The organism is Shewanella psychropiezotolerans (assembly GCF_007197555.1).
GTDB lineage: Bacteria > Pseudomonadota > Gammaproteobacteria > Enterobacterales > Shewanellaceae > Shewanella > Shewanella psychropiezotolerans.
Genome location: NZ_CP041614.1, coordinates 4,951,566 through 4,977,029 on the forward strand (window position 1 = coordinate 4,951,566; position 25,464 = coordinate 4,977,029).

The 25,464-nt window shown below is 45.8% G+C and carries 25 protein-coding genes and 1 pseudogene; 4 read left to right on the forward strand and 22 right to left on the reverse strand.

Translation table 11 applies throughout. The annotated features are described in order from the left end of the window. Positions 1-14: 14 nt before the first annotated feature. The 10 genes and pseudogenes from pdxJ to rpoE form a co-directional block, all read right to left on the reverse strand. On the reverse strand, positions 15-752 hold the full coding sequence (gene pdxJ, locus FM037_RS21640) for a pyridoxine 5'-phosphate synthase (RefSeq protein WP_144047718.1): 738 nt from the start codon (positions 750-752) through the stop codon (positions 15-17). A 498-nt stretch (positions 753-1,250) separates the two neighbouring features. Beyond that, positions 1,251-1,943: a DNA repair protein RecO gene (gene recO, locus FM037_RS21650; protein WP_144047720.1), complete on the reverse strand. Its 693-nt coding sequence runs from the start codon at positions 1,941-1,943 to the stop codon at positions 1,251-1,253. Between the two features lie 162 nt (positions 1,944-2,105). Next, entirely contained in the window at positions 2,106-3,113 is a 1,008-nt protein-coding gene (gene era, locus FM037_RS21655) for a GTPase Era (RefSeq protein ID WP_144047721.1), read from the reverse strand. After that, positions 3,110-3,787: a ribonuclease III gene (rnc, locus tag FM037_RS21660; protein ID WP_144047722.1), complete on the reverse strand. Its 678-nt coding sequence runs from the start codon at positions 3,785-3,787 to the stop codon at positions 3,110-3,112. Before rnc ends, era begins: the two co-directional genes overlap by 4 nt. A 1-nt stretch (position 3,788) precedes the next feature. After that, complete coding sequence (gene lepB, locus FM037_RS21665) at positions 3,789-4,706, reverse strand: signal peptidase I (RefSeq protein WP_144047723.1); 918 nt, start codon at positions 4,704-4,706, stop codon at positions 3,789-3,791. 156 nt (positions 4,707-4,862) lie between these two features. Continuing rightward, positions 4,863-6,653 (reverse strand): translation elongation factor 4, encoded by a 1,791-nt coding sequence (gene lepA, locus FM037_RS21670; RefSeq protein ID WP_144047724.1) that lies wholly within the window; start codon positions 6,651-6,653, stop codon positions 4,863-4,865. A gap of 166 nt (positions 6,654-6,819) precedes the next feature. Further along, on the reverse strand, positions 6,820-7,275 hold the full coding sequence (locus tag FM037_RS21675) for a SoxR reducing system RseC family protein (protein WP_144047725.1): 456 nt from the start codon (positions 7,273-7,275) through the stop codon (positions 6,820-6,822). Positions 7,276-7,327: 52 nt separating this feature from the next. After that, positions 7,328-8,259: pseudogene (locus FM037_RS21680) on the reverse strand (MucB/RseB C-terminal domain-containing protein). Positions 8,260-8,290: 31 nt separating this feature from the next. After that, complete coding sequence (locus tag FM037_RS21685) at positions 8,291-8,902, reverse strand: sigma-E factor negative regulatory protein (protein WP_144047726.1); 612 nt, start codon at positions 8,900-8,902, stop codon at positions 8,291-8,293. 50 nt (positions 8,903-8,952) lie between these two features. After that, positions 8,953-9,531 carry an RNA polymerase sigma factor RpoE gene (gene rpoE, locus FM037_RS21690; RefSeq protein WP_144047727.1) on the reverse strand — a complete coding sequence of 193 codons (579 nt, stop codon included), beginning with the start codon at positions 9,529-9,531 and terminating at the stop codon, positions 8,953-8,955. A gap of 200 nt (positions 9,532-9,731) precedes the next feature. Here rpoE and nadB point away from each other — a divergent pair, with 200 nt between their 5' ends. Beyond that, positions 9,732-11,345: an L-aspartate oxidase gene (gene nadB, locus FM037_RS21695; RefSeq protein WP_144047728.1), complete on the forward strand. Its 1,614-nt coding sequence runs from the start codon at positions 9,732-9,734 to the stop codon at positions 11,343-11,345. Here the strand turns inward: nadB and FM037_RS21700 are convergent. The 9 genes from FM037_RS21700 to rppH all read right to left on the reverse strand — a co-directional run bounded on the left by FM037_RS21700 (position 11,342) and on the right by rppH (position 19,686). Next, entirely contained in the window at positions 11,342-11,809 is a 468-nt protein-coding gene (locus FM037_RS21700) for a protein YgfX (protein WP_229380975.1), read from the reverse strand. The genes nadB and FM037_RS21700 overlap by 4 nt on opposite strands. Next, positions 11,790-12,029, reverse strand: coding sequence for an FAD assembly factor SdhE (locus FM037_RS21705; RefSeq protein ID WP_144049078.1), 240 nt, complete (start codon positions 12,027-12,029; stop codon positions 11,790-11,792). Before FM037_RS21705 ends, FM037_RS21700 begins: the two co-directional genes overlap by 20 nt. Positions 12,030-12,202: 173 nt before the next feature. Then, the gene (gene nhaR / locus FM037_RS21710; RefSeq protein WP_144047729.1) at positions 12,203-13,114 is read right to left on the reverse strand and encodes a transcriptional activator NhaR; all 912 of its coding nucleotides are present in this window, start codon (positions 13,112-13,114) and stop codon (positions 12,203-12,205) included. Positions 13,115-13,166: 52 nt separating this feature from the next. Further along, the gene (locus FM037_RS21715) at positions 13,167-13,550 is read right to left on the reverse strand and encodes a hypothetical protein (protein ID WP_144047730.1); all 384 of its coding nucleotides are present in this window, start codon (positions 13,548-13,550) and stop codon (positions 13,167-13,169) included. Positions 13,551-13,578: 28 nt separating this feature from the next. Next, positions 13,579-14,760, reverse strand: a complete 1,182-nt coding sequence (gene nhaA / locus FM037_RS21720) for a Na+/H+ antiporter NhaA (RefSeq protein WP_144047731.1) — start codon at positions 14,758-14,760, stop codon at positions 13,579-13,581. A 324-nt stretch (positions 14,761-15,084) separates the two neighbouring features. Next, positions 15,085-15,936, reverse strand: coding sequence for a thymidylate synthase (locus tag FM037_RS21725; protein ID WP_144047732.1), 852 nt, complete (start codon positions 15,934-15,936; stop codon positions 15,085-15,087). A 108-nt stretch (positions 15,937-16,044) separates the two neighbouring features. Continuing rightward, entirely contained in the window at positions 16,045-16,848 is an 804-nt protein-coding gene (locus FM037_RS21730; RefSeq protein ID WP_144047733.1) for a sulfite exporter TauE/SafE family protein, read from the reverse strand. Next, positions 16,848-19,073 carry a phosphoenolpyruvate--protein phosphotransferase gene (gene ptsP / locus FM037_RS21735; RefSeq protein ID WP_144047734.1) on the reverse strand — a complete coding sequence of 742 codons (2,226 nt, stop codon included), beginning with the start codon at positions 19,071-19,073 and terminating at the stop codon, positions 16,848-16,850. Before ptsP ends, FM037_RS21730 begins: the two co-directional genes overlap by 1 nt. A gap of 76 nt (positions 19,074-19,149) precedes the next feature. Next, a complete protein-coding gene (gene rppH, locus FM037_RS21740; RefSeq protein WP_144047735.1) occupies positions 19,150-19,686 on the reverse strand; it encodes an RNA pyrophosphohydrolase in 537 nt (178 codons plus the stop codon). A 702-nt stretch (positions 19,687-20,388) separates the two neighbouring features. Here rppH and mutH point away from each other — a divergent pair. Further along, entirely contained in the window at positions 20,389-21,063 is a 675-nt protein-coding gene (gene mutH, locus FM037_RS21745; protein WP_144047736.1) for a DNA mismatch repair endonuclease MutH, read from the forward strand. Between the two features lie 122 nt (positions 21,064-21,185). After that, entirely contained in the window at positions 21,186-22,265 is a 1,080-nt protein-coding gene (locus FM037_RS21750) for an adenylate/guanylate cyclase domain-containing protein (RefSeq protein WP_144047737.1), read from the forward strand. Positions 22,266-22,316: 51 nt separating this feature from the next. Here the strand turns inward: FM037_RS21750 and oxyR are convergent, their stop codons facing one another. Then, positions 22,317-23,228 carry a hydrogen peroxide-inducible genes transcriptional activator OxyR gene (gene oxyR, locus FM037_RS21755; protein WP_144047738.1) on the reverse strand — a complete coding sequence of 304 codons (912 nt, stop codon included), beginning with the start codon at positions 23,226-23,228 and terminating at the stop codon, positions 22,317-22,319. Between the two features lie 141 nt (positions 23,229-23,369). Between oxyR and FM037_RS21760 the strand changes: the two genes are divergently transcribed. Continuing rightward, complete coding sequence (locus FM037_RS21760) at positions 23,370-23,669, forward strand: GGDEF domain-containing protein (protein WP_267874900.1); 300 nt, start codon at positions 23,370-23,372, stop codon at positions 23,667-23,669. Positions 23,670-23,810: 141 nt separating this feature from the next. Here the strand turns inward: FM037_RS21760 and FM037_RS21765 are convergent, their stop codons facing one another. Beyond that, complete coding sequence (locus tag FM037_RS21765; protein ID WP_005502146.1) at positions 23,811-24,176, reverse strand: Hpt domain-containing protein; 366 nt, start codon at positions 24,174-24,176, stop codon at positions 23,811-23,813. 173 nt (positions 24,177-24,349) lie between these two features. Further along, positions 24,350-25,276, reverse strand: a complete 927-nt coding sequence (locus tag FM037_RS21770; protein ID WP_144047740.1) for a TIGR01212 family radical SAM protein — start codon at positions 25,274-25,276, stop codon at positions 24,350-24,352. Between the last annotated feature and the right edge of the window lie 188 nt (positions 25,277-25,464).

Here is a 25,464-nt window from a genome sequence, read left to right on the forward strand (position 1 = left end):
TAGAACCTAATGACTTATTCGCCTCTGCGGCCTTCGTTCATCAGCTGCTTCATGTCTCTGACCGCTTTATCTAAACCATCGATGACAGCGCGGGCTATGATGGCGTGGCCTATGTTCAGCTCATACAGCTCTGGGATCGCGGCGATTGGCTTAACATTGTGATAGTGAAGTCCATGGCCTGCATTAACGATCAGGCCCTGTGAGTGGGCGTAGGTTGCCATCTCCTTGATTCGTGCAAGCTCCTTGGCTTCTTCGACTTCGTTTTCGGCATCGGCGTAGCAACCTGTATGGATCTCAATCAGAGGAGCCTTCACGGCAACGGCGGCGTCAATCTGAGCCTTATCGGCATCGATAAATAGCGAGACCTTTACACCAACATCATCCAGGCGTTGTATTGCAGCAGCAATCTTGCCCATCTGACCCGCAACATCGAGTCCGCCTTCGGTGGTGAGCTCTTCACGTTTCTCGGGAACGAGACACACGTATGTCGGTTTGACTTCACAGGCGATATCGAGCATTTCATCGGTGACCGCCATCTCGAAATTCATCCGAGTATTGAGCGTCTTCGCCAGCAGGTAGATGTCTCTGTCAATGATATGACGTCGGTCTTCTCGCAGGTGCACGGTAATGCCTTCGGCGCCGGCATGCTCAGCTACTGCTGCGGCATGAACGGGATCGGGATACGAGGTCCCACGGGCCTGACGTAGAGTAGCAATGTGATCGATATTAACGCCAAGTAAGATGCGGCTCATTGAGTATCCTCTGAAAAATAGGGTAAGTTTGCGGCGGCTTACGCGTCGTCAAACGGATTGGAGTATTGTACTCAGGTTATATGGAAAGGTGAAACGGCAAAATACTTGTAATACCATTCCATATAAGTATCTGGTCAGTTCAGAGACTCTCAGTTTTTTCAATTCAAGGCGCATTGATGAGGAAATGGTTATTCCCTTTTAAGTCAATGCAACACAGAAGTGGAAACACTGAGAGCCTCACGCAGTGCGGGTTTCAAAGCCCTTTATGCTACGTTGAATGTTTTCGATATAGAATAACTATTAGCTTCAAACACCCGCCTTGCCTACAGTGCTTTGAACTCCCGCTGAATGTTCAGATACTTACTCGGAATGGTATAACAACAAATAGTATTAATAAATACCATCTTAAGATTCAAGATAATAAGGGATTTAACTGATTTTCGTTTTCACAATTTGAAAATTAAGCGGTTTTAGTGGCTTTGATTTAAGTCGCTCAAACTACTTAGTCAGCGGGGATGTCATTTTATATCTAAATAGTGCCCTGGACTTAAGTGGCTTATCACCCAAACAAGCTGCCAACATCAAACGCATCAGGTATTTGGCTTGTCTTAGATGTGAAGCCTCTAATCTATGTTCATCCAATGCCAGTAACATCTCGCCGCTGTAGTGGGATGTCTTGGGACCTAAGGCATTGACGAAGCCTTCGTCAGGCAATAAACGATAATAGTAATCAGGCTCTATGGGATCTTGGGAAAGGTCGGTTCTGAGCGTCGGCATAAGCCCTAACTCTTTGAGCAGACTTAATTCAAAATATCGTAACTGGCTCTCACAGAAACCTGCCGCCATGGACATTAAGGTCTTGTGGTAGGTAAAAAACAGCGACTCGGCGCCATGATCGACGGCGATGCAGCGGACCAATAATTCATTGAGATAAAAACCGGCAAAACTGACGTCGCCCGAGAGAGGAATGGCCGGACTCCCCGCCTCTACACTGTTCATATTTCTCAGCGATGTGCGGCCGGATAGTTGAAAAATCAGAGGTTGAAAAGGTTGCAGTATGCTTTTAATGGAGGTCTTGCCGCTGCCTAGGCGAGCGACGCAGTCGACTCGTCCATGACCATCGACCAGCATATTGACTAACACACTGGAGTCTTTGAAGGGACGCGTATGGAGCACGTAGCCGCGCTCCATTAATCTATACCTAAGCTGTTACTCATCACTAGCATTCCAACATAAACGACACTCGTTTAACTGTGATCATGATTCAGAGCTCAACTTATCATTTATAGATAAAATACAACGAAGCTGCTGCAATAAAGCTGGCAGCTTCGCCAAGTGAATGGGTCAAATTTATTAATCTTCGCCATAGCCTAAGCTGCGAAGTGCACGCTCATCATCGGCCCAACCTGACTTAACCTTAACCCACATCTCGAGGAAGACCTTGTTATCGAACATGACTTCCATATCCACACGCGCGGCGGAGCTGATCTTCTTGATACGATCGCCCTTGTTGCCTATGACCATGCGCTTCTGGGTCTCACGCTCAACCAGCACAAGGGCATTGATCTGATAGACACCGTTTTCCATCATCTTAAACTGCTCGATCTCAACGGTACAGTCGTATGGCAGCTCATCACCCAAGAAACGCATCAGCTTTTCGCGGACAATTTCTGACGCCATAAACTTCTGTGATCTGTCGGTGACATAGTCTTCCGGGAAAAAATGCGCCGATTCGGGTAGAGACTCGATAGACATGTCTAAGATACGCTGTACGTTGGTGCCCTTAGTCGCCGAGATAGGTAAGATCTCATCGAAAGGAAACTTCTTCGATAACGCCTCAAGATAAGGGAATAACTCCTCTTTGTTCTTGATGTTATCGACCTTGTTTACCGCAAGTACCGTTTTACGACCGTCATCACGGCTCTGTAGCTTACGCAAAACCAAGTCATCATCTTCGGTCCAGGTCATGCCATCGACAACGAAGACAACCAAACTGACTTCGGCTAATGAGCTCGCTGCGGCGCGGTTCATCAAACGGTTGATGGCGCGCTTCTCTTCCATATGCAGACCCGGCGTGTCGATAAACACGACTTGGCGCTCGTCTACAGTATGGATCCCCATGATGCGATGGCGTGTAGTCTGCGGCTTCTTCGAGGTGATACTGATCTTCTGACCCAGTAGCTTATTCAGCAGAGTCGATTTACCGACATTCGGGCGGCCAACGATGGCGACCATGCCACAATAGGTGACATCGTATTTTGCTGCAGATGAAGGGTTATTCATCTGTGCTAACAGGTCGTCTAAATTAGGCTCGTTACTTGAAGCCGCTTCATTGGCTGCAGGCGCTTTCTTCTTACTCATTTTTTAATTAACTCCAAAACCTGTGCAGCGGCAATCTGCTCAGCTTTTCTTCGGGAACTCGCAACCCCAACAAGGGATTTCTTCAACTCTTCTACATAACACTCGACCGTAAAGGTCTGTGCATGGGCCTCACCTTTGATGTCTGTCACTTTATAAACAGGCAGAGGCTTCTTAAAACCTTGTAACAACTCTTGTAACAAGGTCTTTGGATCTTTCTGATTGATAGGCTCTATGATTGCCAAACGAGACTCATACCAGCTCAGGACTCGAGCACGGCAGGTCTCCAAATCGGCATCCAGGTAGATAGCGCCTATGATGGCCTCTACCCCATCGGCAATGATCGACTCGCGTCTGAAGCCACCGCTTTTCAATTCACCCGGGCCTAACTTGAGATAGTCCCCAAGTTTGAACTCGAAACCAATTTCCGCCAGCATCTTACCGCACACTAAGGTGGCCCGCATGCGACTAAGGTCACCTTCGGTCACCTTAGGAAATTGGTGATATAAGGCATCTGATATAATAATAGACAAGATCGAATCACCCAGAAATTCCAGGCGTTCATTATGCTTGCTAGAAGCACTTCTATGGGTCAGAGCCTGATCCAAATGCGCTTGCTGGTTAAATTGATAGCCTAACGTCCGACACAGACGCGGGATATTTTTAATCGGTTCCATCTTAAGTAATTCCACCTACGCGATTGAAACGGACACCTGTTGGGATCCATGCCGGTAAGAAGTCGGCCTTAGTTCTGTCAAACTCGAAGCTTATCCAGATGGCAACGGCTTTTCCGACCAGATTCTCTTCGGGAACGAAGCCCCAGAAGCGGCTGTCGGTACTGTTATCTCGGTTGTCGCCCATCATGAAGTAATGACCTTCGGGCACAATAAACTCACCCACAGGTAACTTACCTTCACGGTAATAATAGCCGATAGGATCCGGGCGCTGAGGGTTGATCAAGATGTCATGGCTCACTTCACCTAGCTTCTCGGTGTAACGACTCAGTGGTACACCATTTTGTGAAAATTCACCTTGGTTAACCCCGGCGCGAGCCACTTGCTTAAGCTCAGGGCAAGTTATCTCGCCATCAGCACACGCTGGCTGAATATAGACTTGCTTGTTACGGTAGACAATCCTGTCACCAGGCAAACCAACAACACGCTTGATGTAATCGATGCGTGGATTTTCGGGATACTTAAACACGGCAACATCACCACGCTCAGGCTTACCTGTTTCGACTAACTGACTGCGCCAAACAGGGTCTTTCAAACCATAGCTAAACTTTTCCACCAGGATGAAATCACCAACCAGCAAGGTAGGCATCATGGACCCCGATGGGATCTGAAAAGGCTCATAGATAAATGAACGTAAAATGAGTACGAATGCGATCACCGGGAAGATAGAACGAGACGTTTCGACAAACGCCGACTCACGGGTGATTTTTTCAGCATTTTCCTCACTGATATCCGCGTCAACGGCCTGGGCCATAGCGAGTCTCTCTCGACGCTTAGGCGCGAGTAACAGAGCATCAGCCATCCACACCAGACCACTACACAAGGTCACCAATACCAAAATGAGGGAAAAATAAGCTGCCATACTTTATGAACTCCTGCTTGCAAACAAAAATACTATTATCACTGCGAGTCTAATCAGAATAGTCGACTGTGATGCATAGGTCAGTTATACGTGAGTAACGAAAGCGCCGCAAACTGCGGCGCTAGATATTGCTCACTATTAACAATTCTTAACGATTTAGTCGTTGAGCTTAAGCACTGCCAGGAAGGCTTCCTGCGGTACTTCCACATTGCCCACCTGCTTCATGCGCTTCTTACCCTCTTTCTGCTTCTGCAGTAGCTTCTTCTTACGCGAGACATCGCCGCCATAACACTTGGCGGTCACATCTTTACGCATGGCCTTAATCGAAGAGCGTGCAATGACTTGAGTCCCCACTGCGGCCTGAACGGCGATATCGAACATCTGTCTGGGAATAAGCTCTTTCATCTTATTCACCAGGGCCAGACCTTTATGACGAATGAGCCCCTTATGGATGATCATTGCCAAGGCATCGACTCTGTCACCATTGATGAGGATGTCGAGACGTACCATGTCGGCAGGCTCGAAGCGAGTAAAGTTATACTCCAGAGACGCATAACCACGACTGGTGGATTTAAGGCGATCGAAGAAGTCCATCACCACTTCAGCCATCGGCATGTCATAGGTGATCGCGACCTGATTGCCGTGATAGACCATATTAGTCTGCATACCACGCTTCTCGACACACAAGGTGATGACGTTACCCAGATACTCTTTCGGTACCAAGATATTCGTCTCGACGATGGGCTCTCGCATCTCGGTAATATTATTGATTGCCGGCAGATCAGATGGATTATCAACATAAATGGTCTCACCATCTGTCTTGATGATTTCATACACAACGGTTGGCGCCGTGGTGATCAGATCCAGATTATACTCACGCTCCAGACGTTCCTGAATGATCTCCATGTGTAGCAGGCCTAGGAAACCGATACGGAAACCGAAACCCAGAGCCGATGAGGTCTCAGGCTCGAAGAACAAGGATGCATCGTTGAGGCTAAGCTTGTTTAGCGCATCACGGAAACTCTCGTAATCGTCGGTAGAGATAGGGAATACACCGGCATAAACCTGAGGTTTAACCTTCTTAAAACCGCTTAATGGCTCGGTAGCGCCATTTTTAGCATGAGTTAAAGTATCACCTACGGGCGCGCCGTGGATCTCCTTAATACCTGCGATAACGTAGCCCACTTCACCGGTTCTAATTTCTTTGGTATCGGTCTGCTTAGGAGTAAAGATACCCACTCTATCAGCAGTGTGATTCACGCCAGTAGACATGACCTTAAATTTGTCACCCTTCTTGAGCACACCATGCTTGACTCGAACCAGGGAGACGACACCCAAATAGCTATCGAACCAGGAATCTATGATCAAGGCCTGCAATGGCCCCTCCTCATTTCCTTCAGGAGGAGGAACTTGCGCTACGATGACTTCGAGTACGTCCTCGATACCTATACCTGTCTTTGCCGAACAGCGCACCGCATCGGCCGCTTCGATGCCGACTATGTCTTCGATCTCTTCAGCAACACGCTCAGGATCGGCTTGAGGCAGATCGATCTTGTTCAGAACAGGTACGACCTCCATATCCATCTCGAGCGCCGTGTAACAGTTCGCCAGAGTCTGAGCCTCTACACCTTGTCCGGCATCAACAACCAGCAAAGCACCTTCACAGGCCGCCAGAGAACGGGAGACTTCATAGGAGAAATCCACGTGACCCGGCGTATCGATGAAGTTTAACTGATAGGTCTCACCGTCTTTGGCCGTATAATTTAGCGTAACACTCTGAGCCTTGATGGTAATACCACGCTCGCGCTCAATATCCATCGAGTCCAATACTTGGGACGCCATCTCACGATCTGAAAGACCACCACAAAACTGAATTAAGCGGTCTGAGAGTGTTGATTTGCCATGATCAATATGGGCAATAATCGAAAAGTTTCTAATGTGCTTCATGATGCGAAATGACTGACTCAAAGTTGGAATTATCTAAAAGTGCGGAATTGTACCCGATCGGCTCCCCAATACCAATCTAAACCGCTCTTCATCGTCATCAAGACAGTGAAAAACAGGGGGAGTAAACCGAATACCCATGAGTATATAATACCAATTGGTATTGGTATTATAGTGTATGGCCCAAATGGGCAAGGATGACAGGTTGACTGGTATGCTCCATCTTCTTTGCCGCTCTTCTGGCATATAGCCAAGCTAGGAAGGCGCCCATAAGTGCAACTGGAATCACTTGCAGATCACTGACTTCCACCTCAAATTGAGACAAGATAAGCGTCGCTAGGCCTGCACCCAGAAAGAGTCCAAGCAAGGGAAGCAAGTAGATGAGGGCCGCCGCCTTAAGAATCACACTCTCGGGCAAACCTAACCTGAGAAGTTGCCCCGGTTCATATTGATTGTCAGACGGGATAGAGAATACTTGCACCTTAGGGGAGAAGGCAGACGCCACGGCTGAGGTACCACAAGAGTCACTGTTATCACAATGGCTACAGGCATTTTTAACTTGAACCTCTACGGTTACCCAGCCTTTATCGTCACACTGTATGACTTTCGCCATCTCTTCCATCATAGAAGAATACCCTTAGAAAAATAAAACAAGTATCCATGCCGTTGGCGCATCATTATTGAATACTGATGCTCTTAGCGACGCGAGTTAAGGTTTCTGTCGGGACCTTACCAACCGCCACGACTTCGAAATTACCGACGACTTCCGTCGCCAATGATAGGCCGTTTCTAGTCACTAGCTCTTCGGGCATCTTAGTGTCCCCGGCGCGAGCGACATAAACAGAGATGTTAGCCATACCATCACTGAGCGCAATATACTCTACCGCCTCATGACTGCCCATGAGTCTATGGCTGTCTTTAACCAAAATTTCAAAACCCTCAGGTAACCAGTTAAATGTCCAGTTATCACCGGCATCACGTTTAGACTGGGAGGCTACTGCAGGCCACTCCTGTTTATAAGCTTCGGTTAAGATAGCAGGAGCTTCATCTAATACTAATAATTCGACCACTAAAATCTGCTCGAGTAACTGCTTATCTTGAGTCAACATGTCATAGCGCAGAGGAAGGTAAGACTCCATATCCAACCAGACTTGATAACCGTAGCGAAAATCATCGTTAGGAATGATGCGCACCAACTGGCCAGGGCGGCCCGCTAAACGACTACGCCCCCCAAGACGAATTGGTAACCAGATTCCAGTTTAGAGATATCTGCTGCAAATGCCGGTGGTAGTATCCCCTGAATGCGACTAGCACTTACGCTATAGGCAGGTTGATCATGCTCGATAAAAGTCACTGTATTACCAACTCTTACCGCATTTTTGGGTGGGCCGTTGAGGTGTTCTAGAAAGGCGACTTCTTGATCTTCAATCTTGCCATGAATATAGACTAAAGGACGAATGTGATCCGCTTGTAGCTGGATCAGAGACATCTTGAATTCTTGTTCCCGTAAGGCTTGACTCATATTTTCGAGCCAAGCCTTAGCGGACATATCTTCCTGTGCATACACAGGGAAATTAAAAACTAACAGGGCCAACAAAATAAGACGCAAGCTAACTCCTTAACGTATATAGCTTAGAAAACTATTGATCCGCAGAGTTCGAATCAAGTTTGCCATTGTCATCTATTTTAGTGCCATTATTCAATCTTTGTTGCAACATATGATCTTGAATATAGGCATTGATGCGTTGACGTTGCTCCATCACCTGGACGTTAGAGAAGCTTTGGCTCGCTTGTACCGGTCCTGTTTGTAGGCTCACAGGAGTCACGCTACCAACCAGTGGACGAGTATTAAGCACAGGTAACGGCGATATATCTATGGCGCTCTGTTGACTGTAATTTTGTACTCCGACGACTGCCACTAAGGCGACACTGGCTGCGATGGCATATTGGCCAAACTGCTTAAACATAGGGAGCACATTCGCGAATCCGCCTATGGCAAGTTCTGGCTTTTTGCTATCGACGCGCTGCACCGGAGCTATAATTGTTGGCTCTTTATCGATAGCATCTGCAATACTGGCACTGAGATCTAAGTTAATTGACTTAGGCAGCTCACCACGCATAGCGTCGCCTATCATATGATAATCACGCCACTGCTGATGCGAACCCTCATCGGCTGACAATTCAGCCAATGCATGCTCGTCGGTTTCTCCATCGACGGCAGCGGATACCCATTCCTGACCTAATTTATCCATTTATCACCTGTATTAGTACTCACATGAATACTTGTATTAGTAAAAGGCTACTATTCTTCCAGCAAAGGCTGAAGTTTTTTATCGATCGCTTCCCGGGCTCTGAAGATGCGAGACCTTACTGTGCCTACGGGGCAATCCATAACATTCGCTATCTCCTCGTAGCTCATACCATCGAGCTCTCGTAATGAGATAGCCATTTTTAATTCTTCTGGTAATGAGTCTAGCGCATCGAAAACCACTTTTTGAATATCATCGGCCATTAATAGACGTTCAGGAGAAGCAAACTCCTTTAACGCATCACTACCATCGTAATATTCGGCTTCCTCTGCATCGACATCATTTGCAGGAGCGCGTCGCCCCTGAGCAACCAGATGGTTCTTGGCGGTATTTACCGCAATTCGGTACAACCAGGTATAAAAAGCACTTTCGCCTCGAAAGTTTGGTAATGCTCGATAAGCTTTAATAAATGCTTCCTGAGCAACATCGGCAACGTCGGCCTGATTTCGCACATAACGTGCAATCAGGTTCATTACCTTGTTCTGATACTTGAGTACCAAGAGATTAAATGCATTTTTATCACCCTGCTGAACACGCTCAACTAGTTGTTGATCACTTATTTGTCCACTCATTCGAGCCGACTACTCCTAAATCTAAAATGCTGATTTCTCAGTCGCTCGAATCATATGCACATATGTAGACTAACGAACTTCGAAAAAGTTCTAAAAAAATAACATCGAAATGAATTTATTTTCAGTTAACTAACAATCTTTCCAAAAAAGCCCGCTTGGTTTACCATAGCTAAACCTCACAGAACTTACCATGATACCTGATGAAACAAGTAGTTGAACACCAATCTGACGTTTTGGTTATCGGCAGCGGCGCTGCAGGTTTAACATTAGCACTGCATCTTGCTGAAAAATCGAAAGTTATCTTACTCTCAAAAGGTCCACTGAGTGAAGGTTCGACCTACTATGCCCAAGGTGGCATAGCGTCAGTCTTCGATAAAGATGACACCATAGAGTCCCATGTGGCCGATACTTTGGTCGCCGGCGCCGGGCTTTGCGATGAAGCCGTCGTTAAATTTACCGCCGAAAACGCCAAGGGCGCAATGGAGTGGTTAATCGAATGCGGTGTGGCTTTCGATAAGGAAGAAACCAGTGACGGTGATACGGCTAATGCCCCCTATCACTTAACTCGTGAAGGCGGACACAGTCACAGACGTATACTGCATGCGGCCGACGCCACGGGAAAAGAGGTCCAGGTCACGCTACAGGACAGGGCCAAGTCCCATCCCAATATCCAGGTATTAGAACGTTACAACGCCATCGATCTCATCACTTCTCGCAAATTAAACTTATCGGGGAACCGAGTCTTAGGGGCTTATGTTTGGAATAGAGATGTCGAGCAAGTTGAGACCATCAAGGCTAGATTTGTCGCCCTGGCAACTGGTGGAAGCTCTAAAGTTTATCAATATACCTCAAACCCTGACATAGCTTCGGGTGACGGTATTGCCATGGCCTGGCGCGCTGGTTGCAGAATTGCCAACATGGAATTCAACCAGTTTCACCCTACTTGTCTTTATCATGCCGATGCCAGAAACTTTCTACTTACAGAGGCACTACGAGGTGAGGGCGCCTATCTTAGACGCCCAGATGGCACACGTTTTATGCCAGATTTTGACGAACGTGCCGAGCTAGCACCAAGAGACATAGTCGCACGAGCCATAGACTTTGAGATGAAGAGGCTAGGATCAGATTGTGTGTATTTAGATATCACCCATAAGCCGGCAGATTTTGTCATTAAGCACTTTCCAACGATCCATAAGCGTTGCTTGGAATTTGGTATCGATATCACCACAGACCCGATCCCGGTCGTACCTGCCGCCCACTATACCTGTGGCGGCGTGATGACAGACCTTCGCGGACAAACCGACCTTAACGGCTTATATGCCATCGGCGAAGTCGCATACACGGGCCTGCATGGTGCCAACCGTCTAGCCAGTAACTCCTTGCTCGAATGCTTAGTCTTCGCCAGGGCCGCCGGTGAAGATATTGAAGGGCAACTGCATAATATACCTATGCCGGGAACATTGCCTGCATGGGATGAAAGTAAGGTATCGAACTCGGATGAGGAAGTTGTCATCGCCCATAACTGGCATGAACTGCGTCTATTCATGTGGGATTACGTCGGCATCGTTCGCTCAGACAAACGCTTAGAGAGAGCCCGCCGTCGCTGCGCCATGCTGCAGCAAGAGATCCAGGAATATTACAGCAACTTCAGAGTGAGTAATAATCTATTGGAACTGAGAAACTTAGTGCAAGTCGCTGAGCTTATCATACGCTGCGCCATGGAGAGAAAAGAGAGCGTCGGTCTTCACTACAACATAGATCATCCAGAGCAATCTGATAATCCAATTCCAACCATAATTCAGCCTGATAGCTAGCTTCTGCGATCCGTGAGAAGCAGACGACACAAGTGCCGATAACTTGTGTCGTCTAACATATCCGCCCAAATGATCACTAAACGCCTGTGCCCAACATTCATATCTTGGGTGTGGACATAAAAAAAGATCACTAATGGTGTGACGATGGGACTCATGACTAAGGTGAATTTTTCCGTCGCGATTTCATCCACAGCAGCGAGATGATTCCTGCACGAAAAAGCTATCTGACCTTCGCCGTCACGACTCAAGCTAAATCGACAGTGCCAATATGTTAATAGCCAGAACTGATAAGAAAAAAACACTAGAGTAAAGCCGGCTGCGCAGTATTTAATGATCAGGTAGATAAGATTATCTAAAGAAGGCCAGGCGAGAAATGAGCATAAGCAAACACTCGCCAGGACGACCAACGCGAGACGCTGGTCGAAGGATGAAGCTAGTCTGAAGCTAAGCCGCTGGTCTGCCACGGACAAGTACGACCATTTCGGCCAACTCAGGATCGGGACACTGTTCATGACCCATAAACCAGGCAAATAACTCAGGGTCTTCGCCTTCGAGAAGTCTGACAAAAATCCCTTTGTTTTTAACCGATAACTGCTCGTAATAGCGCTCGACAAAAGGTTGGAAAATAACGTCCAATTCAAGCATCCCCCGTCGGCATGCCCATCTCACTCTCGATATTTTCATTGGTTCAGACACGCATCTTGCTCCTAGATCTCGTTATGGGGCTAGTGTAACCTTAGTTGTGGCTTGAGTCGATGAAATCACCCGCTGCCACTCGGATATAAAATAGGTGCGTCTATCCCACATCGATATCCCATAAATCAGATAGAACCAGTTTGCTAAAGTTCAACCTCATGCTATAACAAGTGCTGAACTTGGGCGTCCCGGCCTTCAAACAGATCGGTGAAATCCGTTTCTAACAGGCGTTTCACCGCCGGATGTTGGATCATACGCTCGGCAAACATCACATGATATACCTCTTTGATGTCGGTGGTTTCACCTAACAGATGCATATCATGGGACAAGATATCTTGTTTGTAGATAGAAGGAGCCACGAAGATCCCCTGCTTGAAATATCCGAAGGCCTTCATCATGGCCGCGTCATCGAACTCGCCAAGAATATTGACGTTGAGTCCATTTTCATCGAACCAGTGGTGCAGTTGTTGGCCGAGGGAAGTTCGCTTCCCAGGAATGAGTAACTTACCTTGCTCTAAACACTCGGGAAACGGCTTGTCATACTTCTCAGCGGAGAAGAAAGCTATGCCACACTCGCCTAATTTCTTAGATAAGATCTCAGGATATTTAAGCGACTCACCTGCACAATCAGATAAGATCATATCCAGCTTATGCTCTCTTAAGCGTGTCATCAGGCTTTCGTGTGTCGCCTCGAAGCAGGCCAGATGCATGGAGCCATCACTGGGTACAACAGAGAGTAAGACTCTACTCGCCAAGGCTTTAGATAAGGCATCTGCAATGCCCACCTCAAACAGAATATTCTCATCTTTTTGGTAGTTGAGTAGATCCAGCATCTCATAGCTAAGACTAAACATCTTATCGGCATAACGAAATACCAATTCTCCAAGCTCGGTAGGCTCGAGGGAGCGACCGACTCGTTTAAATAGACTCCCCTTAAAACGTGTTTCCAGAACCCTTATCTGCCCCGTCACAGTTTGCGGCGCGAGGCACAAAGCCTCGGCAGCCTTAGCTACCGAACCCTTTTTATGTACCATCCAAAAATAGTAGAGATGGTTATAGTTCAGATGTGACATATATCATCTAACCCGAAGTCGGACCCGTTAATAGTGATTACTCCAAATATACTTACTTGAGTCTCTGACAATCCATCAGGCTATACATCACGGTCTTCAGTGACTCGACATTCTGAATCGTTCCGGCGGAGAAGGCTTCTGCTAGTCCATTGACTAACACATGTCTATCCGGAATACGGCTCTCACAATAAGTACGGTTAGCCTCTTGAAAGCGTTTACCGCTTCTATATTTGAGTGCCCTGGACTCGTAGCTATCAGTTTCAAGACGCGCCCCGGTTGCATTAGGCTTATACATCATGGCGCCATCGACGACGCCTTCGAGATAGTGCTGACATGTAACACTCGCGATATCCTGGTTACAGGCCTGTAATTGCTCGGCCTGAGCTGTAGCTGCGAAACCTAGACTAAGTACAGATGCTAGAAAGATGACTCTCATAATGTGTTCTCCATAACCAATTATCTTATTATTTAGCGTTATTCGCTGCTGTTTTGGGTAACACTTTATCTAACCAGAAATAACCTATGACAGCAGACAGCAGTGACCCGACTAAGATGCCCAACCTGGCAAAATCACCATAAGCGGCCCCCTCTCCTACAAATGCCAGAGATGAGATAAACATAGACATGGTAAAACCGATACCACACATCACGGCAACTGGGGCAATATGTCTCCAGCCCATACCTTCAGGAAGAACAGCCCATTTAAGCTTTACCGCAATATAGCTGAAAAACAGGACACCCAGAGGCTTACCTAACAGCAGGCCTAAGGCAATACCTACTGGCACCGGAGAAAATAGCGCATCTAAACTCATCCCACCTAAATTTACACCCGCATTGGCGAAGGCAAAGATTGGCAAGATGATGAAGGTACTCCAAGGGTGTAGGCTATGCTCCAGACTCTCGGATGGAGAGCTGCCATCTTTCGCCCTGAGCGGGATACAGAAAGCGATGATCACACCCGCCAGTGTCGCGTGTACACCTGACTTTAGTACGGCTATCCAGAGGATCATACCCAGGACTCCATATGGGCCTAAAGCTGTGACCCCTCGTTGATTTAAACCGATTAAACCTAATATCGCGATAGCAGCAACCACCAAACTCACCATAGACAAGTCAGTGCTATAGAAGAGTGCAATAATCACCACAACACCCAGGTCATCGATAATCGCTAACGCGAGTAGGAAAACTTTCAACGCCACAGGGACTCGGCTGCCTAATAGCGCCATGATCCCCAATGCAAAAGCGATATCTGTCGCGGCAGGAATCGCCCAACCGGCTTGAGTGATAGGGTCGCCATAGTTAAATAGCAGATAAACACCGGCTGGAAAGGCCATACCACCAATAGCGGCGAACGTTGGCAGAGATGCCTGCGCCCTGCTCGAGAGGGCCCCTTCGAGCAACTCGCGTTTGACTTCTAAGCCAATCAACATGAAGAAGATCGCCATCAAGCCATCATTAATCCAATGTATCAGCGTCTTATCAATATCCAGGCTACCGACTCTGATCTGCATCTCGGTATCTAAAAAACCTTGATATATACCAGACAGAGGCGAGTTTGCCATCAGCATGGCCAGCAAAACCGCTACCATGAGCAGGATCCCACCCGCCGATTCTTGGCTTAAAAAATTCTTTATCGCCTTTTCCATAATACGCTCCAATAAAACTTAATGACTTGAGTGTAGCCGAATACATTTACATTGAATATTCGCTTCCATCTGCTATATACATCGGAAATTCCGAGCTTTCGAGTGTAACCAGTGAATGACTAGTTATCAAGAGTGCAATTAATCGGCGTTAAAAAATACACAAGAGAAACAATGTAGTGATGCTAATGACATCTGCATCAGCGCAAGAATATGCTGAGGATTTATGCATAGAAAACGTATAACGAGTACAGAACAGAGGATGAATCTACACTCGTTAACTCTGAAAATTCAGTGAATTAAGACTAAATTAAGCCAAGCGGCCTATTACACTGAGAAAGGGTACTTGATGGCATCATGGTGTTGATAATTTGATACTTCGAAGTCATCCATGGTCACCCAGGTCTCAAGATCTTCGAGGGATTTGATGTCTGGATTGATAGACAAGGAAGCTGGCCCGAAGGGCTCTCTTTTCAACTGTACATCGCGCATCAGATCCAATTGATCTTCATAAATGTGAGCATTGACAATTTTATGGTAAGCCTGGCCCGGTTTTTTACCGGTAATTTGCGCAATTAATACCAGAAGAGTGAACACCTGAACCTGATTAAAATTCAATCCCAGAGGCACATCACAAGAACGCTGAAAACTATTGAGATATAATGTGTCCCCTAACAGGGAAAAATTATGGGTGTGCATACACGGGCGTAAACAACCCATATGAAATTCACCAGGATTATAGAAACTGAGGATCTCTCCGCGATCATCGACCCCTTTCTTGAGGTTATCGACAATTTTCTTCAGCTGATCTATGCTGCCACCATCAGGTTTACTCCACGCCCTTCCCTGAACGCCATATACACGACCCATGTCATCCTCTCCTTTACGATGAGGATTATTCAACCAGGCCAAGTTCTCATTGGCATTAGCATCCCAGGTCTTAGCACCCAGTTTACGAAAGTCGGCAGCATTATCAAAGCCACGAATATACCCCAGCATCTCGGCGATCGCCGCTTTCCAAAAACTTTTACGGGTAGTAATTAAAGGGAACTCATTCTTCTCTACGTTATAAACAAGATCGGCATTGATGACAGTGAGACACCTTTTACCGGTACGTTCATTTTCGATCCAGGTGCCTTCATCGATGATCCGATTACAAAGTTCTAAATATTGTTTCATTGCGATTGACCTTAATCTGGCACACTAAAAAATTTATTATCGGTACTAAACACCCCGATAAAACACCCCACGACTTGTGAGTATTACTCGGTGATATCTAAGCTAAACTCAAACTATTGCTAGCTTCAATCCGACCACGACTAGCAGGAGCGCAAAAATCCTCCTCAATATCTTAGTCGGCCAGATGCTCGCCGCTTTCACACCTAAGGGAGCGATCAAGACTGATATCATCACGATACCTAATAGGGCTGGCAGATACACATAACCTAAGGTCCACTCCGGCAAACCCGACACGTTCCAGCCCGAAAGTACGTAACTGACACTGCCAAAGAGCGCGATAAACACCCCGGATGCGGAGGAGAAGCCTATGGCATTTCTCATCTGTAATCCACACCAACTCAGGAAGGGGATAAGTAAAACCCCACCGCCGATCCCCATCAATGCCGCGATAATAGCAATAACGGCCGATACAGCAAATAATATCGGCATCGAAGGCATCTGTTTGTCAACAAGGCTCACTCGATAGGGAAAAATCATCTGAGCAGCCATACAGATCACAAACACGGCGAAACTTGTCTGCAATAGATTGGCGCTAAGGTAACTTGAAATAAAGCCTGCGCTTAAGGAGCCCAAAATGAGTCCAGGCAATACAGACTTAAGCAGAGGCCAGGGAATATTACCTTGCTTGTGATGAGCGAGAGCCGAAGACATGGAGGTTAAGATAATGGCGGCTAAGGAGGTCGCGATGGCAACATGGGGAAGAACGGCCCCATCGAAACCAACCGATGGCAACAGATACAGGAGTACAGGAACGGCAACTATGCCACCACCTATGCCTAACAAACCCGCCATGAAACCTATCACACCACCAAGAAGCAGACAGCTTAAGAAAAGCAACAATAGACTATCCATTAGTTAAGGATGGCGCCAAGCTCTCTGGACTCAAAGTACTCTCTCACCAACTCCCTCACCTCTTGACCACTACTCAGCGTCAAAGCCATCTCGAGTAACTCGCTCAGATCGGAATGAGACACACGGCGCAGCAGATAGTTAATCCGAGCCAGGCTGCCCTGATTCATACTCAGCTGATCATAACCCATAGCCACCAGCAGTATGACTCCGATAGGCTCACCCGCCAGTTCACCGCAAACACTCACAGGAAGATGGTACTGCCAACAATCGAATCTGGCCCGCTTCAGAGCCCTGAGGATCCCCGGGTGATAACAATCATAGAGAGTGCTCACCCTAGGGTTATTTCTATCTACAGCCAACATATATTGAGTCAGGTCGTTAGAGCCAACAGAGACAAAATCAACCCTTCTGGCCACTTCAGCCAGTTGATACAATAAGGCAGGAACTTCAATCATGATGCCGATTTTAGGTCTAAAAATATCTTTGCCCAGATCACTTTTTAACTCAAAGTACGCCTGTTCCAGATAAGTGATAGCCTGATCTATTTCATCTAAACTACTGACCATGGGCAAGAGAATATGTAACTGGTCACTATCGGCTCCCGCTTGAATCATGGCTCTGAGTTGTACTAAGAAAAGCTCGGGATGATCCAAAGATAATCTTATTCCCCGCCAGCCCAAAAATGGGTTTTCCTCATTGATAGGAAAATAGGCTAACGGCTTATCTCCGCCAACATCGAGTGTCCTCATCACGACAGGCTTACCGCATGCGATTTCAAGCACCTGACGATATACTTTCACCTGCTCGGATTCACTGGGAAACCTTTGGTGCAACATAAACGGAATTTCGGTTCTGTATAAACCGACGCCGTCAGATCCTTCTGCAATCTCAGACTCTAAGCTGCTCAGTAGACCCGCATTTAGATAGAGATGTATTCGTTTACCATCTATGGTTTCAGCTGGCAGGTTTAATTCTTGAGCATATCTGTTCTGTAAAGCTTTTTCAGCCGAGATCAGATTTCTGTATTCGGCGATAAGAGCGGGGGCCGGTGAAACCAGTAGTTGTCCTCGGTTAGCATTGATGATCAATAACTTCTTATCGATACCTGCGGTGAGTACCCCTTCTACGCCTATGATGGCAGGGACCCCTAATGCACGAGCTAAAATCGCGGCATGGGAATTAACACCGCCCTGCTCTGTCACTATGCCGACCAACTTGTGACGCGGGAACTCGGCTAACATGGTCGCATCGGCTTCTTTAGTGACTAATATCACCGGCACATCGGGCTCGAAACCCATTCTTTCAGGCTCAATAAGCAGACGTAGTACCCGTAGACCAAGATCACGAATATCTCCGGCTCGCTCCTTAAGATAGAGATCTTTCATTTGGGTAAACTCTTCTATATAACGCAAAGAGACCCGACTCACAGCGGAAACGGCGCTCCAGCCCTCTCCTACCTCCTTGATATATTCGCCACCCAGACTGGCGTTATCGAGCAGTAACTGCAAAGCCGAAAATATAGAGACAACTTCATGATCTTCTTCTTGCTCGAAGCGCTGAGACAAGGATGAAAGCGTGTCTTTACACGCTTCTATGGCAATGTTCAAACGAACCACTTCAGCCTTGCTGTCGGTCACTTTTACTTCAGGCTGGGCTAATTCTATCTGACCGCCTATGACCAAAGCATGTGCTATAGCAATGCCGTTTGCTGCAGAAGTTCCCGTAAAGTGCAATAGGTCTGGTGCTTCGGCTTTCTTTCGCAGGTTTCTTATCGCCATAGCGAGCTGAGCCGCCAATGTCATTAAGAACGCTTCTTCCCCCTCACTGAACAGACGGGTATCGGCTTGCTGAACCACCAAAACACCTAAAATTCGTTTCTGATAGATGATAGGGGCTGCGAGGAATGCCCGAAAGCTTGCCTCCTCGGCTTCTTCAAACTGCTTAAATCTAGGATGCTGCTGTGCATCGGCTAGATTAATCGGCTCTTCTCGCTCGGCAACCAGGCCAACCAAACCTTCTGAGAGTGACATTTTCACTTGGCCTACAGCACTTTGCAATAAGCCATCTGTTGCAGAGAGCACCAGTTGCTCATCCTCTAACAGATATATAGAACAGCACTGAGTTGTCATCGCGGTTTTAGTACGAGAAACGAGCATATCTAAAGCTGAGTGGAGATCTTGCGCCGCTGCCACCGCTTGTGTGATATCTCTTAGCATCTTAAGCAATTAGTCACTCCCTATTACACAACTCAATTATTTTCTATTCTATTTAAGGCTTAAGGCCAGATTGTTTATACAAGCGTTAACGCCGCCTGTTTCTTCTTTTATTACTGTGATTATTACCGTAATGAGATTCTCGCGATTGAAACGGCAGTGCCGTCGGCGCAAATTCCTTCATCGCTTTTCTATATACATCCCGCTTAAAGGACACGACTTGCCTAACGGGGTACCAGTAACTCACCCAACGCCAGTCATCGAACTCGGGGTGACCACAAGCATTGAGATTGATTGCACTCTCACCACTTTTCAACTGGAGTAAAAACCACTTTTGTTTCTGCCCAATGCAGACAGGTTTGCTATCTTGTCGAATCAAACGTTTAGGTAATCTGTAACGCAACCAGGAGCGAGTCGACGTTAAAATCTGAACATGTTCAGGTTTTAACCCCACTTCTTCATAAAGCTCTCTATACATCGCCTCTTCAGGAGTTTCACCTTCATCAACTCCCCCTTGAGGAAATTGCCAGGAATGTTGGCCAAACCTTCTGGCCCACATTACCTGCCCAAAGCGATTACAGATAATGATGCCCACATTTGCGCGAAAGCCGTCACTATCAATCACATGGACTCCGTATTTTACAATTTCAATCTCACGATTGTTTCACAAAGCCGAGGCTGCGGCAAATGACATGTAGCAGATTAACTTTGGATAAAAAAGCTAAATAACCACTTTTATCAACAGAAACCGATAACCAATAGCAATGATATCCACAAATTCTGTGGATATCTCTGTTCTTAACTTATATATAGGCCTTAAACAGTCAAAAAAAAAGCAGGTTGAAATGTGTATTACCATTTAACCAAAAGGCAATTTAAACAAAACTATCAATCACTTAAACACAAAAAAATCTAACCAACTCTATACAAGCCCCTTAACGGTCTATTTTTTAACCATAGTAGGTTTTTGAATAACTCATAGGAACATTTTATTAGTTTATTCACAGGCCATGGTAAAAGTCGGCTCATTATGGAGAAAAATAGATGAATTTATTGTTTGGCAAGCAGTATTCTCCGACTTGGTTGACTAAAAAATTGAGTTATCCAATGAATCTGTGGATAAGTATGTTGGAAAAGTAGGGGCAAGAATAATGTAATCTTCAAATTGATTGACTACGTCGGTCAACACGGGGAAATATATCATTTTTTTTAGTGACTTAAGTGAAGGTGGTGAACAATAGTTATTAACACCTCCCAAGTGGTACATTTAATGACCAGATATTTAAACTAACTGGTATTATCTAATATCTTAGGTAAAATCCTTTAAATGAAAACAACGCCTCCTTCCCCCCAAACTATAGAAGAACTGATGCAACGAGCCAACAGCATGGCTGGCCTGACTCTAGGCCAAGTTGCCGATTCTCACGGATTCACGACTCCAACCGATCTTAAAAGAGATAAGGGCTGGGTGGGTCAGCTGATCGAATATGAACTCGGGGCACTTGCAGGTTCAAGACCGGAGCAGGATTTTCTGCATCTAGGTGTAGAGTTAAAAACGATCCCCATCGATGACAAGGGTAAACCGATAGAGACCACTTATGTGACTGTTGCCCCCTTGGTCGGTATACAAGGCCTGACTTGGGAAAAAAGTATTGTCTATCATAAGTTGCAGACAGTGCTCTGGGTTCCCGTACAAGGAAGCCGTAACATTCCGGTAGCCCAAAGACAGATAGGTACTCCCATTTTATGGTCTCCAACACCAGATGAACTCACCCTGCTGAAGCAAGATTGGGAAGAGATAATGGAGTTCATTGCCATGGGACAGGTACAACAGCTCACCGCCAGACATGGCGAAGTACTACAACTTAGGCCAAAGGGAGCAAATAGTCGCTCAGTAACCCAGAGTATCGGTAAAGACGGGTCAAAGAGATTGACCAACCCTAGAGGCTTTTATCTTAAAATTCCCTTCACACAATCGATCCTTTCGCGTTTTTTTAACTGAATATCAACCGATATCATCTTCATTTGACCAAGATCACAAATACTACTGGAAATCATAGGGTCATTTTCTATAGACTAGCGCCTCCTGAACCAATAGACCTACGTTAGGAACATTCAAATACCGTGAGAGCACGTATACAAGCAAAAAAACTTATTTTTGCGATTTCCGCCTGGGGAATAGCCATGGCGGCCTTTGTGTTTTTCAGGTATGCCCAAGCTCCGGACCTTCCTCAATGGGCGATAGGAACTGCAGATCTCGCCACACTCGCTATTTATATGGGGATCATATTCGGTAGCCTACATTGGATGTCGAACCTGATTGCCGACTTCAGTGCAATCAACAGACTGCCATACATATTCTCTGTTATTTTTAAAGGCCTGTTCCTGCTGCTTGGTGCGACGACACTTGCTTATATGACCCAATTTTTGAACATGTGGGCCATAGAAAACCATATGTCGACATTGAGGCAGATGTTGACTGCACATATTCTTTACAGCCCATCGTTCCAAGCGTTAATCGTCTATCTCGTTGTCGTCAGAGTCAGTTTAGCCTTTATCGAACAGATGGCACTTCTGGTCGGCCCCAGAGTATTGCTTAATATTGGCCTGGGTAAATACCATAAACCCAGATATGAACAGAGATTATTTCTTTATTTAGACATGGTTGCCTCAACGACTCATGCCGAGTCTTTAGGTGACTATCGTTTTAGCCGCTTGATTCAAGATAGCTTTAGCTTACTTTCTGACACAGTAGTTAACAATGAAGCCGAGATTTACCGATATATGGGCGATGCAGTCCTGATCCATTGGCCCTTAGAATACGGAGTTCAGAAAGACCGTAGCTTTAATATCTACTATGAATTCAGCCAGCAGCTTAAATGGCAACGACAATATTTTGAAGAGCAATATGGATTCGTGCCTAAATTTAAGGCTGCGGCTCATTGTGGTCAGGTTGTGGCTGCTGTGGTTGGCGTACAGAAGCAAGAGATAAGTTTCTTCAGTGATGTATTAAATACTCTGGCCAGACTACAAGATCAATGTAATCCTTTAGGGCAAAGAATGTTGATATCGGGCTCTCTCGCGTCCCGAGTAGATATGGATTCCAGCCAATATGAGATTAACAGCTTAGGACCCATCAAACTCAAAGGTAAACAGCACTCGACAGAAGTATTCAGCGTCGTACCTAAATCCGATAAAGCTTAAGGATAAACAAGAGTAGCGCCATCAAGCAATCCTGCCAGATGGCGATATAGTTTAGTTATCTTTCTGTTCTAATATATTTTGAATCGCCAAGCCCAAGGTTCTAAAGGTTAATATTCGACTCGATGTCTGACGCCAAACCAGACCAATCTCTCTGTATGGGGCTTCACCCGGAGGCTGCATCACTCTCAATTCAGTATCATTTAATATCCCGGCATCGATTGCCATCTGAGGCAGAAAAGTCGTTCCAAGCTTACTGTTCACCATCTGCACTAAGGTATGCAGACTCGTTGCGGCGAACGGATTGACCTTAGCACTATTAGCAAGCTCACAGGCGCTCACGGCATGACCGGTAATACAGTGCTCAGCCTGTAGCAAAAAAATGCTTTGATCGGGCAGAGATTCATAATCCAGGGGTTCATGTATGACATCCGTCAGCTCCTCGTGAACAACAAGCTTAAACGGATCTATCCCCACCTTCATACTATGAAAACCACTGGTATCCACAGGTAGAGCCAGCAGTAACAGGTCTAACTCGCCCTTTCCCAAGGCATCCAATAAACGCTCTGTGGTATCCTCTTTCAAGAATAACGTTAAATCAGCATAGGTACTCTGGCAATGCTTAACCACCTTACTCAACAAGAAGGGCGCTATGGTTGGAATACACCCGAGTCGGATATCTCCGGTCATAGGCTCGCCCTGGTGTTTCACAAGTTCTACCAGATCGTCCACATCGGTCAGTAATTTCCTCGAACGCTGAACGACTTCCTCTCCAATGGCTGTGAAGATAAATGACTTATGATCACGCTCAATCAACTGATGACCGAGTTGTTCTTCTAAATTTTGAATACCACTCGAAAGCGTTGATTGGCTGACATGACACACCTTCGCAGCTCTATTGAAATTCTGTTCTTGATGCAAATTAACCAAATAGAATAGGTTTTTCAAACTGGGTAAATGTTTCATAAAATCGATTACCAACAACAATATTTATCCAAAAATTCAATTTAACTTTACCACATAGGCCAAGTAAAGCGACTAAGCTTCACCTCTAATATGTGAACAAAATCTACTTAACCCATTAAAAATTGGCCAATATGTGATGCCATCTGTCGATATGGTGGTGAAGAGTTCGTTATCTTAATGCCTAATACCCATATACAGGGAGCGGCACATGTTGCCCATCAGCTCAGCATAGCCATAAGCAGCAAGCCCATTCTAACGCCCAGGGGCAATATAGGTGTCACCATAAGCCAAGGTGTAGCCTGCGTTTCGCACCAGACAGATTTTGAAGAAACGAAGCTATTGAGCTTAGCGGATAAAGCCCTGTATCAAGCTAAAAGCTTAGGTCGTGATAGATTTGAACTCGCAACATTGAAGCCTTGCATCGTTAAAGAGCAAGCCTGAATACACTCAATAACTCATCAAGAGCCTTGTGTAGTTTGAACTGAACAAATAAAAAGCCCCGATGACCCAAGCTGTATCTTGGGTCATCGGGGCTTTCTTTACCCCATGCTTTAGCAAGAGGTAGGAATTCTTATTTAATAATTAAGCTTTAGATTCTAAGTATTGCTTAAGCTCGGCCAAATCTTGGCTAGCATGATCGACGATGGCTTGTAACCAGACATCATGTTCAGTAGCCCAGGCAGCCTCTTCGCCGTGCTGGAGTAACTGAGCAAATTGCTGTATTCGCTTTAGACCGACAGAACCCGCAGCCCCTTTAAATTTATGAGCTTCAGAGCATAATGTATCTTTATCTTGCGCTTCTTTGGCATTAACCAGGTTGCCCACATACTCTGGCATTAGTTGCTCAAATAACACGACACTTTTCAATAAGGTACCTGCACCGATAGCGCTACAGTATTGTTCTAGTGTATTAAGATCCAAAATTGATTCTATTTCAGCTGTTGCCATCTTCAGGCACCTCTCAAAAATTTTGACTATATTAAAGACTATTTACCACATAATACCCGCTATAATTGCTGGTGCAACTAATTGAGTGATATGTCAGTAAAAACTGATACTTTTTAACCATTCATTAACTGTTTATTAATTGAATCTGTTATTTAACTGCAATATCTTTGGCTCTAGAACGAGTTTATCTTAAAATTCAAATAACTCCCTTGCTCTCCCTTGGCTTTCAAATCATTCACAATCGCGACCAAGCCATCCCAACGAAATGCACACCAGTCAGGGGCTAATAACATGGGTTTCTTAGCGTAAGCAGTAACACGGTGAAATATAATATTTTTGGGTGTATACCGGATCAATTCTCCGACACTATAGGCATATTTTTCCATGGTTAGCAGTGACATGCGATCATTTCGCCATGCTTTGGCCATAGTACTGCCTTCGACAATATGTAGAGGGTGTAATTTAAGGCCATCGACGCCGGCACTGAGCACTGCTTCGAGAGAAGATAAGTAGTCTTGATGACTTTCACCGGGTAGCCCAAGAATAAGGTGGGTGCAAACTTTAAGCCCTTTTGCCCTGGCTCTTAGTACGGTATCGCGGTAGTCATTATATGTGTGCCCTCTGTTGATCCGCTTAAGGGTCTTATCATTCGCCGACTGCAAACCGAGTTCGAGCCAGACCTCTATTCCTTGGTTTTGATAACCCAGGAGTAAATCTATGACTTCATCAGACACGCAATCTGGTCGAGTACCTACGCAAAGCCCCACAATATCGGGATCCCTGATGGCTTCATCATACTTAGCTTTCAGGACTCGATACTCATCATATGTACTGGTATAAGCTTGAAAGTAAGCGATATATTTCGAAGCTTTCCCCCTAGCCCTTTCACGGCCTAGCTTGAGTTGCTCCTGTATGGAGAGCTCAGTGCCATGTTCAAAGCTAAAAGAAGCCACATTACAATAGGTACATCCGCCTTTGCCTAAGGTGCCATCCCGATTAGGGCAAGTAAATTTCGCATCTATGGTTAATTTTTTAAGCTTTTCACCATATTGCTTCTTGCAAGCAACACCAAAGGTATTGACGTAATGATCCAGTCCCACTCTTTACTCTAATTATCTAGGAAAACAATCACAATATTTTAATCCATCCTCCCATCGCAAACATCGCGTTATATCAAACTCTTGACAGTCGAAAGTTTTACTCTCAGGCGTTCAATTCGGCTCAGATTAATGAGATCCAGATCAAAACCAGGCTAAACAGTGTTACTTAAATCACTAGCCATGCATAA